Origin of the sequence: Sphaerochaeta sp. (genome assembly GCF_050178175.1) — a bacterium.
Classification (GTDB): Bacteria; Spirochaetota; Spirochaetia; order Sphaerochaetales; family Sphaerochaetaceae; genus Sphaerochaeta.
The window spans coordinates 1-17286 of record NZ_JBFXGH010000020.1 but is presented as its reverse complement, the minus strand read 5'-3'; the positions used below and the strand labels follow the sequence as shown (position 1 = coordinate 17286).

Here is a 17286-nt window from a genome sequence, read left to right as displayed (position 1 = left end):
GAGTGTATCCTATGAAAATTATTCTGAATCAGGATGTAGTCAACCTCGGTGAAGAGGGAGACGTTGTAGTTGTAAAGAACGGGTATGCCCGTAACTATCTGCTTCCAAACAAAATGGCTGTGATGTTCAACAAAACCAACCAAGCCATTTTTGCAAGCCGTGCTGCAGCTATCGAGAAGCGTAAGGAAGAGAAGCGCGCAGCAAGTACAAGCATGAAAGAGAAGCTTGATAATGTTGAGATTACCATGGTTGTATCAGCAGGTGAGAGTGGCAAGCTGTTTGGTTCTGTCACGTCTGCTATGGTGCAGGAAGCACTTGCAAAGCAGGGTATCGAAGTTGAACGCAAGAAGATTGAGGTTGCTACCCACTCCATCAAGATGGTTGGTACCTATTCTGTACGTGTCCGCTTGTATGAGGACGAGAGTGCAGAGGTCAAGCTTGTTGTTGAAAGTGAAAATGCCTTGAAGAGACGTAAGGCGGAAGAAGCCAAGGCAAAGGCTGAGGCTGATAAGGCTGAAGCTGTCAAGGCTGCACAAGAGGCCAAGGCTGCCAAGGCTGCTGAGGAAGCTGCTGCTGCAGAAGCACCAGCAGAAGAGGCTGAAGCCGAAAATGTAGAAGAGTAGTAGATATGGCATCGTATAATATGCTGGGGCGTGTTCCTCCTCAGAACGAAGAGGCAGAACGCGCAGTACTTGGGGCGATCTTGCTCAATGAGAAGGTCCTTGTAGAAGTGACCGATTTCTTGAGCAAGGATGATTTTTATAAAGTCGCCCACCAGCATTTGTTCGCCGCCATCCTTTCATTCCGACAGGAGAGTACCGAAGCACTGGACCTGATTACCCTCAGTTCATATCTGAAGCGTAAAAACCAGGTAGACCAGTGTGGTGGTCTCTCCTATATTTCGACCCTTACCAGTGATGTCCCTACCACAACAAATGCTGCCTATTATGCAAAGATACTGAAGGCGTTGAGCCAGAGACGCAAGCTTTTATTGTTTGCCTCAAAGCTCAAGGATGATGCCTTCGACGAGTCACAAGAAATCCAGCAGGTCATTGACGAGGGAGAACAAACACTCTCCAAGCTGAATAATGAGACAGCGGGGAGTGATGCATATCAATCAATCAAGGATCTGATTACACAAACCATCAGTGACATCGAGTATCGCAGCACCCATGGGACAAAGAATGGGCTTGACAGTGGGTATGCCTCTCTGGATTCCATAACCGGTGGGTTCAAGAAACAAGAACTTGTCATCGTGGGAGCACGACCTTCCATAGGAAAAACTGCATTTGCACTTTCCATGACACTGAACATGATTACCAAAATGAAATATCGTGTAGGTTTCTTCTCCTTGGAAATGAGTGCTGCAAGCTTGATGGAACGTTTGCTTACCGGGCATAGCCGTGTCGATTTCTCCCATATCCGTAAGGCTACACTGAAAAACAGTGAGATGAGCGCCATAGTTGATGCATCAGGATTGCTCTATGAATCAGAGCTCTATATCCAGGATACCCCCAACATGAAGCTCATGGAGCTGAGGGCACAAGCGCGAAGAATGAAGTTGGAGCATGATGTCCAGATTCTCTTTGTCGACTATATCGGCTTGATCGATGCCCAGGCAGATGCTCGCATTCCACGCCATGAACAGATATCGATCATCAGCAGAAACCTGAAGCAGCTTGCCCGAGAGCTGGATATCCCCATTGTCTGTCTAAGCCAGGTAGGGCGCCAGGCAGATGGGGTTGAGCCAAAACTCAGTGACCTGAGAGAGAGTGGATCCATCGAGCAGGATGCCGACGTGGTTATCCTCCTTCACCGTGAGGTCGGCAAAAACCGTACCGATAGTGAGGAAGAACGTCAGAAGAACAATATACAGGAAACAAAGATCATCATGGCCAAGAACAGGAATGGTGAGACGGGAGTGTTCTCACTAGCCTTCGTAAGCAATATTGTTCGTTTTGAGGAGATGGAGTTCAGTCACAAATATGTGGCCGGGAACAATCCTAATGCCTGAGGCCAAGAAAATGTCTCACATCAGCAAGCGTTAAAACCAAGAATAGTACAATAACGAAGGCAACTCCCATGAGCTGGAGATGATAGTAGGTCCTTGGTTTCATCTGTTTTCCCGTAATCCACTCCAGTCCGGCAATGACAACCTGTCCGCCGTCAAAGGCAGGGATAGGGAGTAGATTGACCACTGCAAGGGAGATGGAAACCACTCCCATGAGATACAACAATCCTCGTATACCACTTACGGTGCTGCTCTCAAGCCCAAGCGTGGTGATATCGCCGATCATCAGAGCGGAACGAGCCATGCCCGTAACTTCCGAGCGGAGATCTGCATCACTTCTCGAGACCAAATTGCGCAGTGATGCCATGGTCTCTTCAACAACATTCCACCCCTTGCGAATCCCACCTATGATACTGAACCGCTCATTCTCTCCCTCTTTTGTCTTTACTGCGAGAGAGAACCCAAGGTCGATTGATCCCATTTCATTGCGTCCAGGGGTGAATCGCAAATCCCTTTTCTGCCCGTTTATATCTTTAACGGTAGTAACGATCTCATCCTCTGTCTGGCCGGCCAATACGGTAAGCAGATCAAGTTGGTTCATGACAGGGGTATCGGATACCGAAACTATCACATCCCCTTCTTGTAATCCTTGGTTGTAGGCAGGGCTCCCATAGCGTACTGACCCCACCTCCAGTTCCTGTATCGGGGTCAATCCATAGCGGAACCCACCCTCCGGGGTTGGGATTCCCTGTACCATGAAATTAATGGCTGCTCCCTCTCGTAGGATGTTGAACTGCTCAAGGCCGTTGCTTTCCGCAAGCTGTAGTGCCAGATCCTGCCAGTCGGAAACCGGCACCCCACCAAGTGCGATGATCTTGTCACCTTTCCGGATCCCGGCGTCATAGGCTGGACTTTCCTGGTTGTTGAATAAGGAAGGGTATTCAGCAGTGGTTGCAACCACTGCCTCAGTGGTGATGACCTGTGTCGGCAGGCTGGCAAGTATGGCATACAGGAGGGCGGCAAAGAGAAGATTGCTTATCGGACCGCTGAGATAGGTAAGGACTCTACGTGCTGGGTGGGCTGAGAAGAGCGATCCTTCCTCAGTATGCGTAAATTGTTTCTGTTTGTGGATCAGTGCTTGGCTCAGGTCATCAGACCCCTTGAGTCGACAATATCCACCCAATGGGAACAGGCTTATGCGGTATTCAGTACCTTTGTGCTGGGTAGCTATGAGCTTGGGACCAAGGCCAAACGAGAATACCTCGACATCTATCCCATTGAGTTTTGCAGTCACCAGATGACCGATTTCATGGATGATCACTACAATGGTTATTCCGACCAAACCTATGAGATATTTCACAAGGATGGCAGCTATTCCACTCATAGGTAACTTCTTGCAATATTCCGTGCCCGTTTGTCAAGGGCGAGTGTCTCTTCAAAATCTCCCACGCTCTCACTCCATGCATGTTCCAGCGTTCTCTGGACTACCTCGATCATCTTGGGATAGGAAATAGCTCCTTTCAGGAAAGCATGTACTGCTATCTCATCTGCTGCATTGAAGGCAAGGGCACTGGATCCTCCTCTTTGCAAGATGGAGAACGCCAATGAAAGGAGTGGGAATCGTTCATTGTCGGGTTTGGTGAAGTGGAGGGTAAGATTGGTGAAATCCAATGATGAGACGAGCGATGCATGCCCTGCTCCCAGTGCATTGATGATCGGAAGTGTCATGTCTGGATTGGCCATCTGTGCATACACTGCACCGTCTATGGTGCGTACCATGGAGTGTACAATGGACTCTGGGTGGATTACCACTTCAATTTTATCCGCAGCAACATTGAAGAGGTATGAGGCTTCAATCACCTCAAGGGCCTTGTTTGCCAAGGTTGCACTGTCGATGGTTATCTTCTTTCCCATATTCCATGTCGGATGGGCGAGAGCTTTTTCAACAGTGATGGAAGCGAAATCCTTCTTGGGCAGAGTCCTGAAAGGACCTCCACTGGCGGTAAGGATCAAGCTTGAAATTGAATCGGGGTTCCTTCCTTTCATCAATTCCCAGATGGCAGAGTGTTCGCTGTCAACAGGAATGATGGATGCCCCATGTTGCTTAGCAACATCGAAAAGGTAGGACCCAGCACATACCACACTCTCCTTGTTTGCAAGAGCCAGGTCAAATCCACTCCTGAGTGCAGAGAGTGATGCCTTAAGCCCCTCGAATCCTGCAATGGCATTCAGTACCATATCTGCTTCAAGGGAGTGCAACATCTCTTCCAGGCCATTGGACCCTGAAAAGGCCCTCACTCCCCCAATTCCCGTTAAGGAAGATCCAGTGCTGCAGATTGCTTCTGCCTGGAATTCATGGGCCAAGGAGAGTAGTTCTTCTGATCGAGTATTGCTGGAAAGGCCCACCACCTTGAAGGGGAGGGTCTTGTCTCGGATTGCCTGAAGTGTCGTGGTACCAATACTGCCGGTACAGCCAAGGATGATTATCCGTTTCATACCATTAGAAAAGTGTAAGCAGGATCCAGAAAACAGGAGCACTGGCGAGCATGGAGTCTATGGAGTCCAACAAGCCTCCTCGGCCCGGGATAATGGATCCACTGTCCTTGACCAGTGCAGAACGTTTGAACGCACTCTCGATCAGGTCTCCAATGTTGGCGGCAGATGAGGTTGCAAATCCTAGGACCAATGCCATCCAGATGGAGATATCCTCTTTGATGCCTGGAACGAACAAGCAGAACAGTACGGAGATGACCATGGTGCTGAGGGTTCCCCCGATAAATCCTGCCAAACTCTTTTTCGGGCTGACCTTGATGATTCCCTGTTTGTTTCTTCCCATGGACATGCCGAAAACGAACGCAAAGCTATCATTCCCAAAGACCAGCAGGAAAAACAAGATCAGGGATGCAGATGGATGGGGCAGCGTAAGGATTCGTTGTATGAATGTAATGAGTATCCCAGGATACAGGATAAGTAGGCTCTCTCCACTAATTCGGGAGAGTGATTTTGCAAATGAATCCTTGTCACCATATCGTAGTTCCATACTGAAGGAAAAGAGTGCCAGCAATACAACTGTCAGGTCCACCAAGGGCAAACCTGGTGCATGGGCAATTTCAATCCATTGTGCAAGAGGAAGCAACCCAATACCCAAAGGGGAAATATGAAGCGTGGTGTTCTCTGCTTTCTCGTACAACACCTTCAATTCTTTTGCTCCATAGGCTGCGGTCACCGCAGCCAATAGGGAGAAACCCAGATAGGAGTTATGGGGAAACAGGAAAATAATGATAAAGAGTGTCGGAAGGGTTATTACTGTGGTGAGAACCCGCTTTCCCATTGATGTCATTGTACCCCCCCAAATTTCCTAACCCGTTTTCCATAATCCTCACAAATTCTCTGGATGTCTTCTGCATCCCAATCAGGCCATAATTTTTCATAGAATGCAAGTTCAGCGTATGCGCTGTCCCAGAGCAAAAAATTACTCAGGCGTTGTTCATTTGCACTTCTCACTATCATATCAACTGGGGGGAGGTGTGGCAAGTCCAAATTGCTGGCGAGTGAGGTCTCTGTAATCGCCTCTCCGGGATGGTTTGCAATGAATTGATTGACTGCCCGACAAATTTCATCCCGTCCACCGTAATTAAGCGCTATGATTGCAGTAATCGTTGCATTGTTGCGTGTGTCTTGGACGGTAGTGGCTACGGCCTGTTGCACTTGTGCAGGGAGTCCGCTGAGATTTCCTCGTACCAGAATGCGGATTCCATGACGGTTGTAGTAACCAAGCTCTCCATGGAGCTTGGAAACAAAGAGATGCATCAGATAGGAAACCTCTTGCTCACTTCGTTTCCAGTTCTCCGTAGAGAAAGCGTAGAATGTGACAAACCCGATGCCCTGTTCGGAAGCTCCACGGATAACCCGTTTGACCGCTTTCAATCCTTCCAGGTGTCCAGCAGTTCTCGGCAGTGAGCGTTTTTGCGCCCAACGACCGTTCCCATCCATAATGATACCCAGATGTACAGGGACAGCAGGTTTTTTCTCCATACGTTAGATCTCCATTATTTCCTTCTCCTTCTCATCGGAGAGGGAGGTGATCTGTTCGACATGGAAGTCTGTCATTTTCTGGATTTTGCTTTCACCATCCTTAAGCTCATCCTCGCTGATATCACCATTTTTCTGCAGCTTTTTCAGCTCATCAATTGCTTCCCGTCTGATGTTTCGGATAGCAACCTTGCTTTGTTCAGCCATAGATTTGGCATTTTTCACCAGTTGCTTGCGTCTCTCTTCATTCAATGGTGGGAAATTCAATCTGATCAATTTCCCATCATTGTTCGGGGGAAGTCCAAGATCACTCTTGAGGATAGCCTTTTCAATTGCACCGAGAACACTCTTGTCCCAAGGCTGGATAACGATTGTTCGAGCCTCAGGAATGCTGATGGTTGCGACCTGGTTGATCGGCGTTTCTGCACCATAATAATCTACTCGAATCTTCTCCAGCAGAGAGGCTGAAGCTCGACCCGTGCGCAGACCGGCAAAATCCCTTGAGAGACTCTCAAGACTTTTTTGCATCTTACTTTCACATGTCTCCAATACCTGTTGCATACTCATCTCCAATAAAACGACCGCTCACAAGACGTGAGCGGTTTGTATCAAGCGACTACACTCAGACGCTGCAGGATGCAGCACCAGCGCGCAGAAATGCATAGTTAACGATTTCCAAGGAAGCACCAGCTGCCTTGCCAACCTCATTTGCCTTCTTCTCTACAGACATGGAGTCGTCCTTGACGAACGGCTGCTGCAGGAAGCAGATCTCACTGAGGTGCTTGTTCAGCTTGCCCTTGACGATACCTTCGACAACCTTGGCTGGCTTGCCAAGATTCTCAGCCTGTGCAGTGAAGATTTCAGTCTGTTCCTTGATATAGGCAGCATCAACAGCTTCGGTATTCAGATAGGAAGGGGTGTACGCAGCAACATGCAATGCACAGTCGTTGGCGAACTCCTTTACCAGGTCGTTCTCGAAAATCTTCTTGTCATCAGATTTGAACAGTACCAGGACAGCAAGTGCACCATTGCCGTGGATATAGGTGCTGACAAATTCATTCTCCCCAATATCGAACACGTGGAGCTGCTTGAGTGCCATGTTCTCCTTGATAATGGTGATCAAATCAGTGACCATGCCTTCCAGTTCCTCGTTGATCTCACGGTAGCCTTTCTCAAGTGCTACTGCACAGATGTTCTCTCCGAGTTCTGCAAACTGATCATTGCTGGCAACAAAGTCTGTTTCACAGGAAAGCTCGACCATGACAGCCTTGTCTTTCCCGACTTTCACGAACACACGACCGTTGTTGGTTGCGCGGTCCTGGCGCTTTGCTACAGCGGCGAGACCCATCTCTTTAAGAATTTTCTCAGCAGCGGCAAAGTCGCCGTTTGACTGGGTCAGTGCCTTTTTGCAATCCATCATTCCTGCGCCGGTAATATCGCGCAGTTTTTTTACTTCTTCAGCGGTAATTGCCATGCTTCACTCCTTAGTCTTTGTACAGGGTTTCTTCGTCAACGAGGAGGTCTTCGGATTCAGTCTCGTCCTCAGTTGCTGCCAATTCTTCCTTCTCTACGTTCTCTTTCTCTTCGAACTTTGAGAATTCGGCACCCTCTTCAGTGGAGAAGACAATTTCTTCGGTTTCTTCTGCCTTTTCCTTGGTCTCTTCTACCTTTTCATCCTCATCATCACCGCCAAGGGCTTCAATGATCTGGATACCAGCTTCATTGTCAGCGTCGACAACTGCGTTGGCAATGATTTCAACAAAGAGGCTGATGGCACGGATGGCGTCATCGTTTCCCGGGATGGGGTAGGTGATATCAGTAGGGTCGCAGTTGGTATCGACGACTGCAATAACAGGGATACCCAGGCGCTTTGCCTCCGTGACAGCAATGGCTTCCTTCTTGGTATCGATGATGAAGAGGGCTCCTGGGAGCTCTTTCATGTCCTTGATGCCGCCAAGGTTCTTTTCCAGTTTTGCCTTCTGCTTGGTAAGCAAGGAGACTTCTTTCTTGGTAAGGGATTCGAAAGTACCATCGATTTCCATCTTCTCAATCTTCTTGAGTGTTGCGATGGATTTCTTGATGGTTGAGAAGTTGGTCAGCATTCCGCCAAGCCAACGGTTGTTGATGTAAGGCATGCCACAGCGCTTTGCTTCAGCTTCAATAGCCTGCTGGGCCTGTTTCTTGGTTCCTACGAACAGAATAGGCTTGCCCTGCTTAACAATTGCACGTACAGCGTCATATGCTTCCACGATGCAGGCAGATGTTTTCTGCAGGTCAATGATATGGATGCCGTTTCTCTGGCTGAAAATGAAACGGGCCATCTTGGGGTTCCACCGTTTTGTCTGGTGGCCGAAATGTACGCCTGACTCGAGCAGGCTCTTCATGGTTACTACGGACATAATCCTCCTGTCTGACAACACAACCGACCTACTGGCCTTGATTTGTGCGTCACCCTTCTACTATTACTCACCTCTAGGGTGGAGATTCCTCTGTCACTATACGGACAAAGGTGCACCCAGTATTTCAGAAATTTGCAACAATGGCAAGCCTATCACTGTAGCTTCATCACCAACGATTTTTTCAACCAAGTTCCGGCCTGCTCCCTGGAGACGATAGGAGCCAGCGGCTCCTTTCCATTCCTCTGTTTCCAGATAGGAGGCAATTCGGTCGGGACCAAGGTTCTTGAAGGAAACCTCGGCCAGGTCCGTCCCGCTAAATACCTTTTCCTGGTACCACAGGGCCCACCCTGAATGTACTTCATGCATATTCCCATCGAAGAGGGAGAGCTGGGAAAAAGCCTCCTGCCTGTTTTTGGGTTTTCCGATCAGGGAGCCTTGGAAAGAGATCATGGTATCACAGCAGAGAACGGGTATCTCATAGAGGGGGTGAGTATCCTGAAAGGATGCCAGTTTTCGTTTTGCAAGCATCTCTGTGACTCTTGCTGGATCGGTTTCATCGTGCGTTTCATCACACCCGGTTTTGCATACCTTCACAGCCACTCCAAGTGATTCGAGCAGTGCCTTGCGCGCCACTGATCCACTAGCCAGTATCAAGGACGGTAACAGCGTCGCAAAATCAGCCAATTTCTGCCTCCAGCTTCTCTATCTCTTCACTCAACTCAAGCCAAGCATGCTCCTCAGCGTGTAGCTGCTCACTGAGTGCTTCCTTTTCCTTTACCAATCTGGTGATTGTCTCGGCATCACAGTAATTCTCTTCCTTGGCCATTTCCGCTTCCACCAAAGCAATCGATGCCTCCAGTTTCTCATGGTTTCCCAAAAGCTTTTCGCTCTGGCGTTGCAAGGTACCCAGCCTATTCCTCATCCTGTTGGCTTCCTTGTACGAACGTGCCTGCTTGCTCTCGGTCTGGTAAGCTGGGGAATTTTGTTTCTCCACTTTCTCCTTCTGCTCCAGCTTATAGGAGAAATAGGAATAATCACCATCGAAGAGTTCAGGGGGATTGTCATTCGTAAGGTAAAGAATCTTTGAGGCGATGTGTTCTATGAAATATGCATCATGGCTGACAAAGATCATGGTACCATCATATTGTTTCAGTGCCTCCAGCAACATTTCCTTTGCGTTGATGTCCAGGTGGTTGGTTGGCTCATCCAGGATCAACAGATTGACCGGATGCAGGAGGATCTTGAGCAATGCAAGCCGGCTTCGCTCTCCTCCGCTCAACACGGAAACCGATTTGAATACATCATCACCGCTGAACAGGAATGATCCAAGGTAGGTGCGCAGTTTTGGAAGGTCATTGGTTGCAGCAACACTGGAGACCTCCTCCAATACGGTATTCTTGGGATTGAGCGTTTTTTCTGTGTCCTGAGCAAAGTATCCGATACTTACACCGCTTCCCAGTCTGATTGTTCCCTCATGATCACTGTCTTGCCCGCTGAGCATTCTCAAGAGCGTCGATTTTCCGGCACCGTTCTTCCCGGTAACTGCAATCCGTTCCCCTTTGCTGACCAGAAACGAAAAATCCTCAAAGATGACCTGTTGCCCATAGCGTTTGCTTACGTGTTCAATGATGATGACATCCTTGCCACTGTGCGGGGCAGGAGGGAAGGAAAAGGAAAGCTGCTTCAAGTGGGAGGGGACTTCCACCAATTCCCATTTTTCCAGCATCTTTATCCGGCTTTGCACCTGCTTGCTCTTGGTTGCCTTGTAACGGAACTTTTCAATGAACTGCTCAGTCTTCTGTAGCTGATCCTGTTGAAGTTTATACGCAGCTTCCAGTTGTTTTATCTCCAGTTCACGTTGCTTGACATAATCACTGTAGTTTCCACTATAGCGTTTAAGTGTTCCCCCAAACAGCTCATAGACCTCCCTGACCGTATCATCGAGAAAGCCCTGGTCATGGCTGACAATCATCAATCCTCCTTCGTAGACCTTCAGGTAGTTTTTCAGCCAATAGATGGCCTCGATATCAAGGTAGTTCGTAGGTTCATCAAGCAACATGATGTCAGGATTCTCAACCAGGATTTTTGCCAGGGCAATACGCATCTGCCATCCTCCTGAGAACTCACTGCAAAGACGGTTCATGTCTGCCATGGTAAATCCGAGACCGAGGAGAACCTGTTCAATGGTCTGCTTACGTGAGAAATATCCCTGTGCAAGCAGGTATTCCTGTATTTCTGCCAAACGGTGCAGAAGAGGTTCTGTGGAAACAGTAGGATTGCTGTCAGCAAGCTGGGTTTCAATCGCATGCTGCTCCCTGCTCAGTTCCTGGAACCGGGAGAACGCTTTCTCCACTTCCTGGTACACGGTTCCTGCATTGAAGACAATATCACTTTGGGGAAGGTAGGAGATTCTCAAATTCTTGGAGGTGGAAACCTGCAGGTCATCAGCACTCATCTGAGCACTGATTACCTTCAGCAACGTAGACTTGCCGCTGCCATTTCCTCCTGCCAGTGCACTCCTGCTCTGTTCATTCAGGGTAAAGGAAACATCCTTCAGGATATCCCTGTCCCCAAAAGCCAGGTGTACACGTTGGACTTGCAAGGTTGCCACACTCTCTCTCCTTATACTGAAACGGGTGTTGAAAATCCCGGTGTTTGACGATATGATTACCTTAACACAAGCGTGTGTTCGGTGACAATCCACCAGAATCCAGGAGGTTTACAGTGCTTTGCCTAACTCTTACCGGCTCGACCTTGGAGGAGAACCGGGCCTTGGTGGAACGCAACCGACAGTGGATAGCCCTTGCAGAACTGCGGCTCGACCATCTGCTTCCCGATGAACAGAAGATTGCATCCTCGTTTCCTTCCACTGTTGACCTTCCTGTGATGTTGACCATGCGCCGTAAAATTGACGGTGGAATGTGCAGCTTGCCCGAGAAGCAGCGGTTGCAGCTTCTCTATGAGGCAGCAAAAGGCGATTTTACCTATGTGGATATCGAGGATGATGTCAAGAAGAGTGACCTGAAGTTCAAGGATCCCCTCTTTGAGCAAAAGGTGGATCTGGAGAATATGCTCCGAACCCGTGGCATACGGATTGTCAGGAGCTACCACAATTTTGAGTGTGTCCCTGCAGATCTCTTTGGGAGAATATATAAGTTGGCAGCCAAGGGCGATATTCCCAAGGTGGCTGTCACCCCTGGAAACATGATGGATGTCATTACCCTTTTCAGGGTCCAGCAGGAACTTTCCAGCCTTACAGAAAAAATAGTGATCGGTATGGGTCCCTACGGGGTCTGTACCCGTATTCTCTACAAGAAGTGTGGTTCCTTGCTGAGCTTTTGTTCGGACAGCCAAGCAGCTCCGGGCCACCTCAGTGCCCAAAGCATGAGTGAGCTGTACCGCTCTGACAAGCTTGATGCCAGGACCCATATCTATGGGATCATCGGTAATCCGGTCAGCCATACCTCCTCTCCCCTGATCCATAACCCAGGATTTGAGGCAATTCGCTATAATGCTGTATATGTCCCGTTCCTTGTGGATTCGGTCAGGGCATTCTTCAGACTGGCTGAGATGTTGCAAATCCATGGATTCTCGGTAACCGTTCCCCATAAGCGGAGCGTACAACCCTACCTGGGACGCATCACCCGTGAAGTGAAGCAAATTGGTTCATGCAATACAGTGGTCAGGATCCAGAACATGTGGAAAGGGATCAATACGGATTACTATGGATTCCTTGCCCCTATCGATGAGCTAATTGCCCAGGGGGAAATCAGGACTGCCTTGGTAATCGGAGCCGGTGGTGCGAGCAGGGCGGTAGTATGGGCCCTGCACAATCACGGCGTAAAGGTCACCATCCTCAACAGGAGCCTCGAACATGCCAGAACCTTGGCAAATGAGACGATGAGTGCCTACGATACCCTGGATAATGCCCACCTCTACAGTGAGACGGTGGATCTCGTGGTACAGACAACCAATGTAGGGATGGGGGACCTGGAAGGGCAGGATCCTTGTCCTTCCCTCCAATTCTCTGGTAAGGAAATTGTGTACGAATTGGTCTATAAGCCAGAGGAGACAGTCTTTCTCAAGCGAGCCAAGGGGGCAGGTTGCACCGTCATCGGTGGGAAACAGATGCTGATGGAGCAGGGGAAACTGCAGTTTGAGGCATTCACTGGATACCACTACCCACACTGGGTGACGGTAGCTCTCTGACTTAGGTAAAATGAAATCTGACAAGACGAATAAGGAATAGCTTGCTCACCGGCAGGATCTTTACCTCCATCGAGGGCATAACCGCTGCCTTGAGCAGTGCCTCTTTCTGGGGGGTGAAGGCAAGTTCCAGCGCTTGGACGATCAGTTCCTGGTCGGGGAGTTGCAATTCAAGGAGGATGTCCTTCTTTCCTGCTGCCTGCTTGCAGAGACTCACCTTGCCTTGGTAGTCGAATCCTCCAGCCTCGAGGATGGGGTTGAGCACCTGGGGCACAATCTGGGAAGGTAGGAGTATGATCCTGCTCTGGAAACGATGCTCCAGGTCTTCCCGTTCAGCCTTGGAAAGGTCCGCCTTTGCAATGGCTTGCCGTAATGATTCATCGAGGGGAGCTTTTTCCACTGGCTTCCTGGGATGGCAGGGAAGGGTGGTAATCTGCCTTAGTGTTGCAGCTTTTCCAATTCGTTCCCGCAATATAGGATGCTCTTTCTTTTCCATGATCTCGATTCTGTCGAAGCTCTTGGTAGCACCGACCAACTGACCGGCATTCTTCAACACCTGCCTCCAGGTATCCTCACTATCCCTGCGCATGATGAAAATGGTGGGCGAGAGTGTGGCAAGACAATGCTCTGAAAGAGAAGGAAGATTGTGAACAAGATTTGCAGTGCGTTCATCACAGGAGAGAACCAGCCCGTCATAGATGGTCACGTTCTGGTAACGCTCACTGAGCATTTCGAGTTGTTTGGTCAGGGAGGTATCCATCCTCCTTGCACTGTTTGCCTGAAGATACTCCTTGATCTGGGGGTAATCCAATGAGGCATCAAACGCCCCCAGCACACTCTCCTTGGTGATATGATACTTTCTTTGATGGTCCAACACTTCCAGGTAAGCAAACCTATAGAGAATATCCCCTGCAGGTGAGTTTCCTTGGTAGCTGATGGTCTGGTCGCTGTCTATGAGCAGCCCTGTCCGCTGGCTTTCATTGCTGATGGCGGAAACTTGCCAGTTCTCATCCAGGGTCAAGACTCCCCATGTGGAGAGTTCGTTGAGCAGCGAAGCGGTGTAGGTAATCTGGTAGCGGATGCATAGGCCCTTGATCAGAAGCTTGAGTGAGGTGGTATCACAACCTCCAAGAGTCTGCAGGATCGAGAGCAGTGCATTGACAAATTCCATGGGGGCCGTGCCTTCGAGGTTCCTGGAAAGCAGGAGCAAGAGCAACTGATAATCGGAAAGGGAGAGCAATGCCTCTGTTTTCTGCCAATCAAGGGTACAACGCCGTGCATCTCTCCGTATCACACCCATCTCAGTGAGAAAATCGCCCAGTGCTTCATACATTTCCTTGAGCCGATCGCGTTCATAGGTGGGAAAATGCTGGCAAATCCCCTCATTGAAAAGACATTTCCCTTCCTTGGCCACCAGCGAGAAAAAACCACGGAGAAACTCAGTGGAGCAGTATGGTTTTTCCACACAGGATTGCTCTTTTTCTCCAAACAGGGGAATGAGCGAGCAGTACTGAAGCAAGTGCTCTTCCAGCAGCGGGTTGAAAACCAATTTACCTGCATCGCTGAGCAGTAACAGGCGTTCCTGCAGGTTACCCACCCGCCTCAGGAGATTCCCATAGCTGAATGAACCTTTGAGCAGAGATGTGACCTGCTCCACGGTGAGCGGGCCAAACGTTGCGATCAAGCTCAGGATTACCTGATCAAGGGAGTCCAGCATTGAAAGGGTCTTCTGTACCATTGATTCCTGGCTGAACAACTGACAGAGCCTCGCTGTCAGCTGTGGTTTGTGGAAAGGGGACTGGAGCTTCCCCAGGTAATTACGTGCCAGGTAAAAATAGGTGTCTTCACTATAACGACTCAGTAATGTCTTGAACGCTTCTTGTGCTCTTTCACTCACGTGTCCCATACCTCTATCTCATAGGAATAGCCTTGCTCGGCAAGGAATTTCTGGCGATTGGCGGCAAACTCTTCCTCACTTGAGTACCTTGTCACCACAGAATAGAAAAAGGCGGAGCGGTTCTTTGGCCTGAGAATCCTTCCCAGTCGTTGTGCTTCCTCACTTCTCGACCCGAAGGTTCCGCTGACCTGGATGGCAACCGAGGCATCAGGAAGGTCGATAGCAAAGTTTGCCACTTTGCTGACAACCAGGATACGTTGTTTCCCTTCCCTGAAATCCCTATACAACTCTTCCCGTTTTATGTTTGGGGTACTTCCGGTAATGATCGGCAGTCCGAAATGGTTGGCGATGCCCTTGAGTTGGTCGAGATACTGGCCGATGATCAGAATGAAATCGTCGGGATGTCGATCCACCAGGGCCTGTACCACTTCCATTTTGCGTTTGTTCTCACTGGCGATACGGTACTTTTCCCGTTTTGTCCCAACGGCATAGGGAATCTCATCCTCCTGGGGGAGGTCAATCCTTACTTCATGGCAATACGCTTCAGCGATAAAACCCTGCTGCTGCAACTCGTTCCAGGGAACATCAAAACGCTTGGGTCCGACAAGACTGAATACTTCATCCTCACGACCATCTTCCCTTACCAGGGTTGCGGTAAGACCTACGCGATAGACAGCCTGCAACTCAGCGGTGACCTTGAACACCGGGGCTGGAAGCATATGTACCTCATCATAGATGATCAGACCCCAGTTGCCCTTGGTAAGCAATTCAAGATGTGGGAAAGGCCCGTCCTTGTCCGGGCGGTAGGTGAGCACCTGGTAGGTGCAAACGATGACATCCTTGCTTTCCTTCTTGTCACCGGTATATTCCCCGACTTGGTCCTTTGTTAAGGTGGTCTTGTCCAGTATCTCACTGATCCATTGGTGAACTGCGGCCACATTGGTTGTAACCACCAACGTCTTGGTGGTGAGCCGTTCCATGATATGCATTCCTACCACGGTCTTTCCAGATCCGCAGGGGAGGACTATGGTCCCGAACCCACTGCCGGGACCAAGGTCACCGAGCAAGGCATCGGCTGCCTGCCGCTGGTAGGGGCGTACGGAAAATGGCTTGCCATCCTGGGTGGTTTCCCTGAGCGTGAAGGGCAGCTTGGGACCATGTTTCAAGGGAATCCTGTCATCAACAGGATACCCGATCTTGATCAGTTGGAGCTTGATCTCTCCACGATTGTACGCTTCAAGGAGAAATCGCGATTCATCCTTCACCACCAAACGTTTTGCAATGGCCTGCCTGCTCAGCAATTCCGTCCTGATGCGTTTATTCTCAACCCATAGCTCATAGTAGCGAGGATCTTCACTGCCTGAGAGAATGACCTTTCCCCAACGCGTCCCCATATCCTCAATATAAAAACGTACCGATTCCGGTACCGGGAACTTTGACCAGAAATCAAGGCGTGAGAGAATGAAGGCTGCATCCACCCCGCAGCTTGCGGCATTCCAGAGGCTGATTGCGCTCAAGGCATAGGTGTGCATATGCTCAGGGCTCTTGATCAGCTCGCAGAAACGGACAAGGTCGTTGCGACATGCCTCACTCTGTTCATGGTGAACATCCAGAAGCAGGGTTTTGTCACTCTGTACAATAAGTGGGGTATCTCTCATCATGCCTTCCCAAATGCAGTGTAATAAAGGTCAAGCAGGGTGATTGCGACCATTGATTCGATGACCACCACAGCGCGGCTGCAGATGCAAGGGTCATGACGCCCTTCAATTTCCAAGTTGGTGGTCTCATTATCCTTGGTGACGGTCAATTGGGATTTTCCAATCGATGCTGTTGGCTTGATTGCTGCCTGCAGTATGATCTCCTGTCCTGAGGAAATGCCGCCAAGGATACCCCCAGCATGGTTGGAAAGGAATCCATCACTGGTTCTCTGGTCGTTGAACTGGCTGCCACGCATGGATGCACAGGCAAATCCATCGCCGAACTGGATTCCTTTGACAGCCCCGATGCTCATAACGGCATGGCTGAGCAATGCTTCCAGTTTCCCGAATACCGGCTCGCCGAGACCCGGTCTCACTCCTTCAACCCGGCACTCAATGATTCCCCCAATGCTATCTTTCTCACTTCTTACCTGTTCAATGAGCGATACCATCGATTGTGCGGTGTCTTTGTCCGGGCAGGAGAGGGGATTATCCGTCTCATCCCAATTTCTCTTGTGCGCAACGATATCTCCCACCTGTACAGTGCCTGCCTTGATCGTGATGCCTCGCTTTGCGAGGAGTTGCTTGGCCAAGGCCCCGGCTGCAACCCTTGCGCTGGTCTCTCTCCCGCTTGATCGTCCACCGCCGCGGATATCCCTGATGCCGTACTTCTGGAAGAATGTCCAGTCTGCGTGACCGGGGCGGAAGACATTTTCCAGATGGGAGTAATCGGCTGAGCGTTGATTGGTGCTGTAGAGAATCATGGCAATCGGGGTGCCGGTCGTGACACCCTCATAGAGACCACTGAGAATGGTCAGCTTATCGATTTCATTTCGTTCGGTTCCTGTTGGATTTGCTCCGGGCCTACGACGGTCCATCTCTCTTTGGATGGCCTCCTCGTCGATCCTGAAGCCGGGTTCGACCCCATCGATGACCACTCCCAAAGCAGGTCCATGTGACTCACCAAATGTGGTGACGGTATATGCTGTGCCAAAACTGTTGTGCCCCATATCAAACCTCGATTTTCAGTGTTTCAACAAGGAA

15 protein-coding genes are annotated in these 17286 nt (G+C 49.7%); 3 read left to right on the top strand and 12 right to left on the bottom strand.

Features of this window, described 5'->3' with window-relative positions; translation table 11 throughout:
* The first annotated feature begins 11 nt into the window (after nucleotides 1-11).
* Together rplI and dnaB are read left to right on the top strand one after the other, a co-directional pair.
* Entirely contained in the window at nucleotides 12-623 is a 612-nt protein-coding gene (gene rplI / locus AB7S66_RS04025) for a 50S ribosomal protein L9 (protein WP_428518181.1), read from the top strand.
* Between the two features lie 5 nt (nucleotides 624-628).
* Nucleotides 629-2014, top strand: a complete 1386-nt coding sequence (dnaB, locus tag AB7S66_RS04020; protein WP_428518180.1) for a replicative DNA helicase — start codon at nucleotides 629-631, stop codon at nucleotides 2012-2014.
* Here dnaB and rseP read toward each other — a convergent pair.
* The 9 genes from rseP to AB7S66_RS03975 form a co-directional block, all read right to left on the bottom strand.
* A complete protein-coding gene (gene rseP / locus AB7S66_RS04015) occupies nucleotides 2004-3395 on the bottom strand; it encodes an RIP metalloprotease RseP (RefSeq protein ID WP_428518179.1) in 1392 nt (463 codons plus the stop codon). The two genes, dnaB and rseP, sit on opposite strands and share 11 nt — an antisense overlap.
* Nucleotides 3392-4507 (bottom strand): 1-deoxy-D-xylulose-5-phosphate reductoisomerase, encoded by a 1116-nt coding sequence (gene dxr / locus AB7S66_RS04010; protein WP_428518178.1) that lies wholly within the window; start codon nucleotides 4505-4507, stop codon nucleotides 3392-3394. Before dxr ends, rseP begins: the two co-directional genes overlap by 4 nt.
* 4 nt (nucleotides 4508-4511) lie before the next feature.
* Nucleotides 4512-5342, bottom strand: coding sequence for a phosphatidate cytidylyltransferase (locus tag AB7S66_RS04005; RefSeq protein ID WP_428518177.1), 831 nt, complete (start codon nucleotides 5340-5342; stop codon nucleotides 4512-4514).
* Nucleotides 5343-5347: 5 nt separating this feature from the next.
* On the bottom strand, nucleotides 5348-6046 hold the full coding sequence (uppS, locus tag AB7S66_RS04000; protein ID WP_428518176.1) for a polyprenyl diphosphate synthase: 699 nt from the start codon (nucleotides 6044-6046) through the stop codon (nucleotides 5348-5350).
* A gap of 3 nt (nucleotides 6047-6049) precedes the next feature.
* The gene (gene frr / locus AB7S66_RS03995) at nucleotides 6050-6604 is read right to left on the bottom strand and encodes a ribosome recycling factor (protein ID WP_428518175.1); all 555 of its coding nucleotides are present in this window, start codon (nucleotides 6602-6604) and stop codon (nucleotides 6050-6052) included.
* 61 nt (nucleotides 6605-6665) lie between these two features.
* Complete coding sequence (gene tsf, locus AB7S66_RS03990) at nucleotides 6666-7517, bottom strand: translation elongation factor Ts (protein WP_428518174.1); 852 nt, start codon at nucleotides 7515-7517, stop codon at nucleotides 6666-6668.
* Between the two features lie 10 nt (nucleotides 7518-7527).
* A complete protein-coding gene (gene rpsB, locus AB7S66_RS03985; RefSeq protein ID WP_428518173.1) occupies nucleotides 7528-8442 on the bottom strand; it encodes a 30S ribosomal protein S2 in 915 nt (304 codons plus the stop codon).
* Nucleotides 8443-8538: 96 nt separating this feature from the next.
* Nucleotides 8539-9126, bottom strand: a complete 588-nt coding sequence (locus AB7S66_RS03980) for a Maf family protein (RefSeq protein WP_428518172.1) — start codon at nucleotides 9124-9126, stop codon at nucleotides 8539-8541.
* Nucleotides 9119-11053 carry an ABC-F family ATP-binding cassette domain-containing protein gene (locus tag AB7S66_RS03975; protein ID WP_428518171.1) on the bottom strand — a complete coding sequence of 645 codons (1935 nt, stop codon included), beginning with the start codon at nucleotides 11051-11053 and terminating at the stop codon, nucleotides 9119-9121. The genes AB7S66_RS03980 and AB7S66_RS03975 overlap by 8 nt, the downstream gene beginning before the upstream one ends.
* A gap of 113 nt (nucleotides 11054-11166) precedes the next feature.
* On the opposite strand from AB7S66_RS03975, the gene aroE reads away from it, so the two are divergent.
* Nucleotides 11167-12651 carry a shikimate dehydrogenase gene (gene aroE / locus AB7S66_RS03970; protein ID WP_428518170.1) on the top strand — a complete coding sequence of 495 codons (1485 nt, stop codon included), beginning with the start codon at nucleotides 11167-11169 and terminating at the stop codon, nucleotides 12649-12651.
* A gap of 1 nt (nucleotide 12652) precedes the next feature.
* Here aroE and AB7S66_RS03965 read toward each other — a convergent pair whose 3' ends face one another.
* From AB7S66_RS03965 to aroC, 3 genes are read right to left on the bottom strand one after another with little or no spacing between them, the layout of a single operon-like run.
* The gene (locus tag AB7S66_RS03965; protein ID WP_428518169.1) at nucleotides 12653-14554 is read right to left on the bottom strand and encodes a hypothetical protein; all 1902 of its coding nucleotides are present in this window, start codon (nucleotides 14552-14554) and stop codon (nucleotides 12653-12655) included.
* On the bottom strand, nucleotides 14542-16203 hold the full coding sequence (locus tag AB7S66_RS03960; RefSeq protein ID WP_428518194.1) for a DNA repair helicase XPB: 1662 nt from the start codon (nucleotides 16201-16203) through the stop codon (nucleotides 14542-14544). Before AB7S66_RS03960 ends, AB7S66_RS03965 begins: the two co-directional genes overlap by 13 nt.
* Nucleotides 16203-17252 (bottom strand): chorismate synthase, encoded by a 1050-nt coding sequence (gene aroC, locus AB7S66_RS03955; RefSeq protein ID WP_428518168.1) that lies wholly within the window; start codon nucleotides 17250-17252, stop codon nucleotides 16203-16205. Before aroC ends, AB7S66_RS03960 begins: the two co-directional genes overlap by 1 nt.
* Nucleotides 17253-17286: the final 34 nt, after the last annotated feature.

Excerpts from the sequence above, each read along its gene's own strand:
- rplI (WP_428518181.1), top strand. The coding sequence starts at position 12 with ATGAAAATTATTCTGAATCAGGATGTAGTCAACCTCGGTGAAGAGGGA.
- dnaB (WP_428518180.1), top strand. The coding sequence starts at position 629 with ATGGCATCGTATAATATGCTGGGGCGTGTTCCTCCTCAGAACGAAGAG.
- rseP (WP_428518179.1), bottom strand. The coding sequence starts at position 3,395 with ATGAGTGGAATAGCTGCCATCCTTGTGAAATATCTCATAGGTTTGGTC.
- dxr (WP_428518178.1), bottom strand. The coding sequence starts at position 4,507 with ATGAAACGGATAATCATCCTTGGCTGTACCGGCAGTATTGGTACCACG.
- AB7S66_RS04005 (WP_428518177.1), bottom strand. The coding sequence starts at position 5,342 with ATGGGAAAGCGGGTTCTCACCACAGTAATAACCCTTCCGACACTCTTT.
- uppS (WP_428518176.1), bottom strand. The coding sequence starts at position 6,046 with ATGGAGAAAAAACCTGCTGTCCCTGTACATCTGGGTATCATTATGGAT.
- frr (WP_428518175.1), bottom strand. The coding sequence starts at position 6,604 with ATGCAACAGGTATTGGAGACATGTGAAAGTAAGATGCAAAAAAGTCTT.
- tsf (WP_428518174.1), bottom strand. The coding sequence starts at position 7,517 with ATGGCAATTACCGCTGAAGAAGTAAAAAAACTGCGCGATATTACCGGC.
- rpsB (WP_428518173.1), bottom strand. The coding sequence starts at position 8,442 with ATGTCCGTAGTAACCATGAAGAGCCTGCTCGAGTCAGGCGTACATTTC.
- AB7S66_RS03965 (WP_428518169.1), bottom strand. The coding sequence starts at position 14,554 with ATGGGACACGTGAGTGAAAGAGCACAAGAAGCGTTCAAGACATTACTG.
- AB7S66_RS03960 (WP_428518194.1), bottom strand. The coding sequence starts at position 16,203 with ATGAGAGATACCCCACTTATTGTACAGAGTGACAAAACCCTGCTTCTG.
- aroC (WP_428518168.1), bottom strand. The coding sequence starts at position 17,252 with ATGGGGCACAACAGTTTTGGCACAGCATATACCGTCACCACATTTGGT.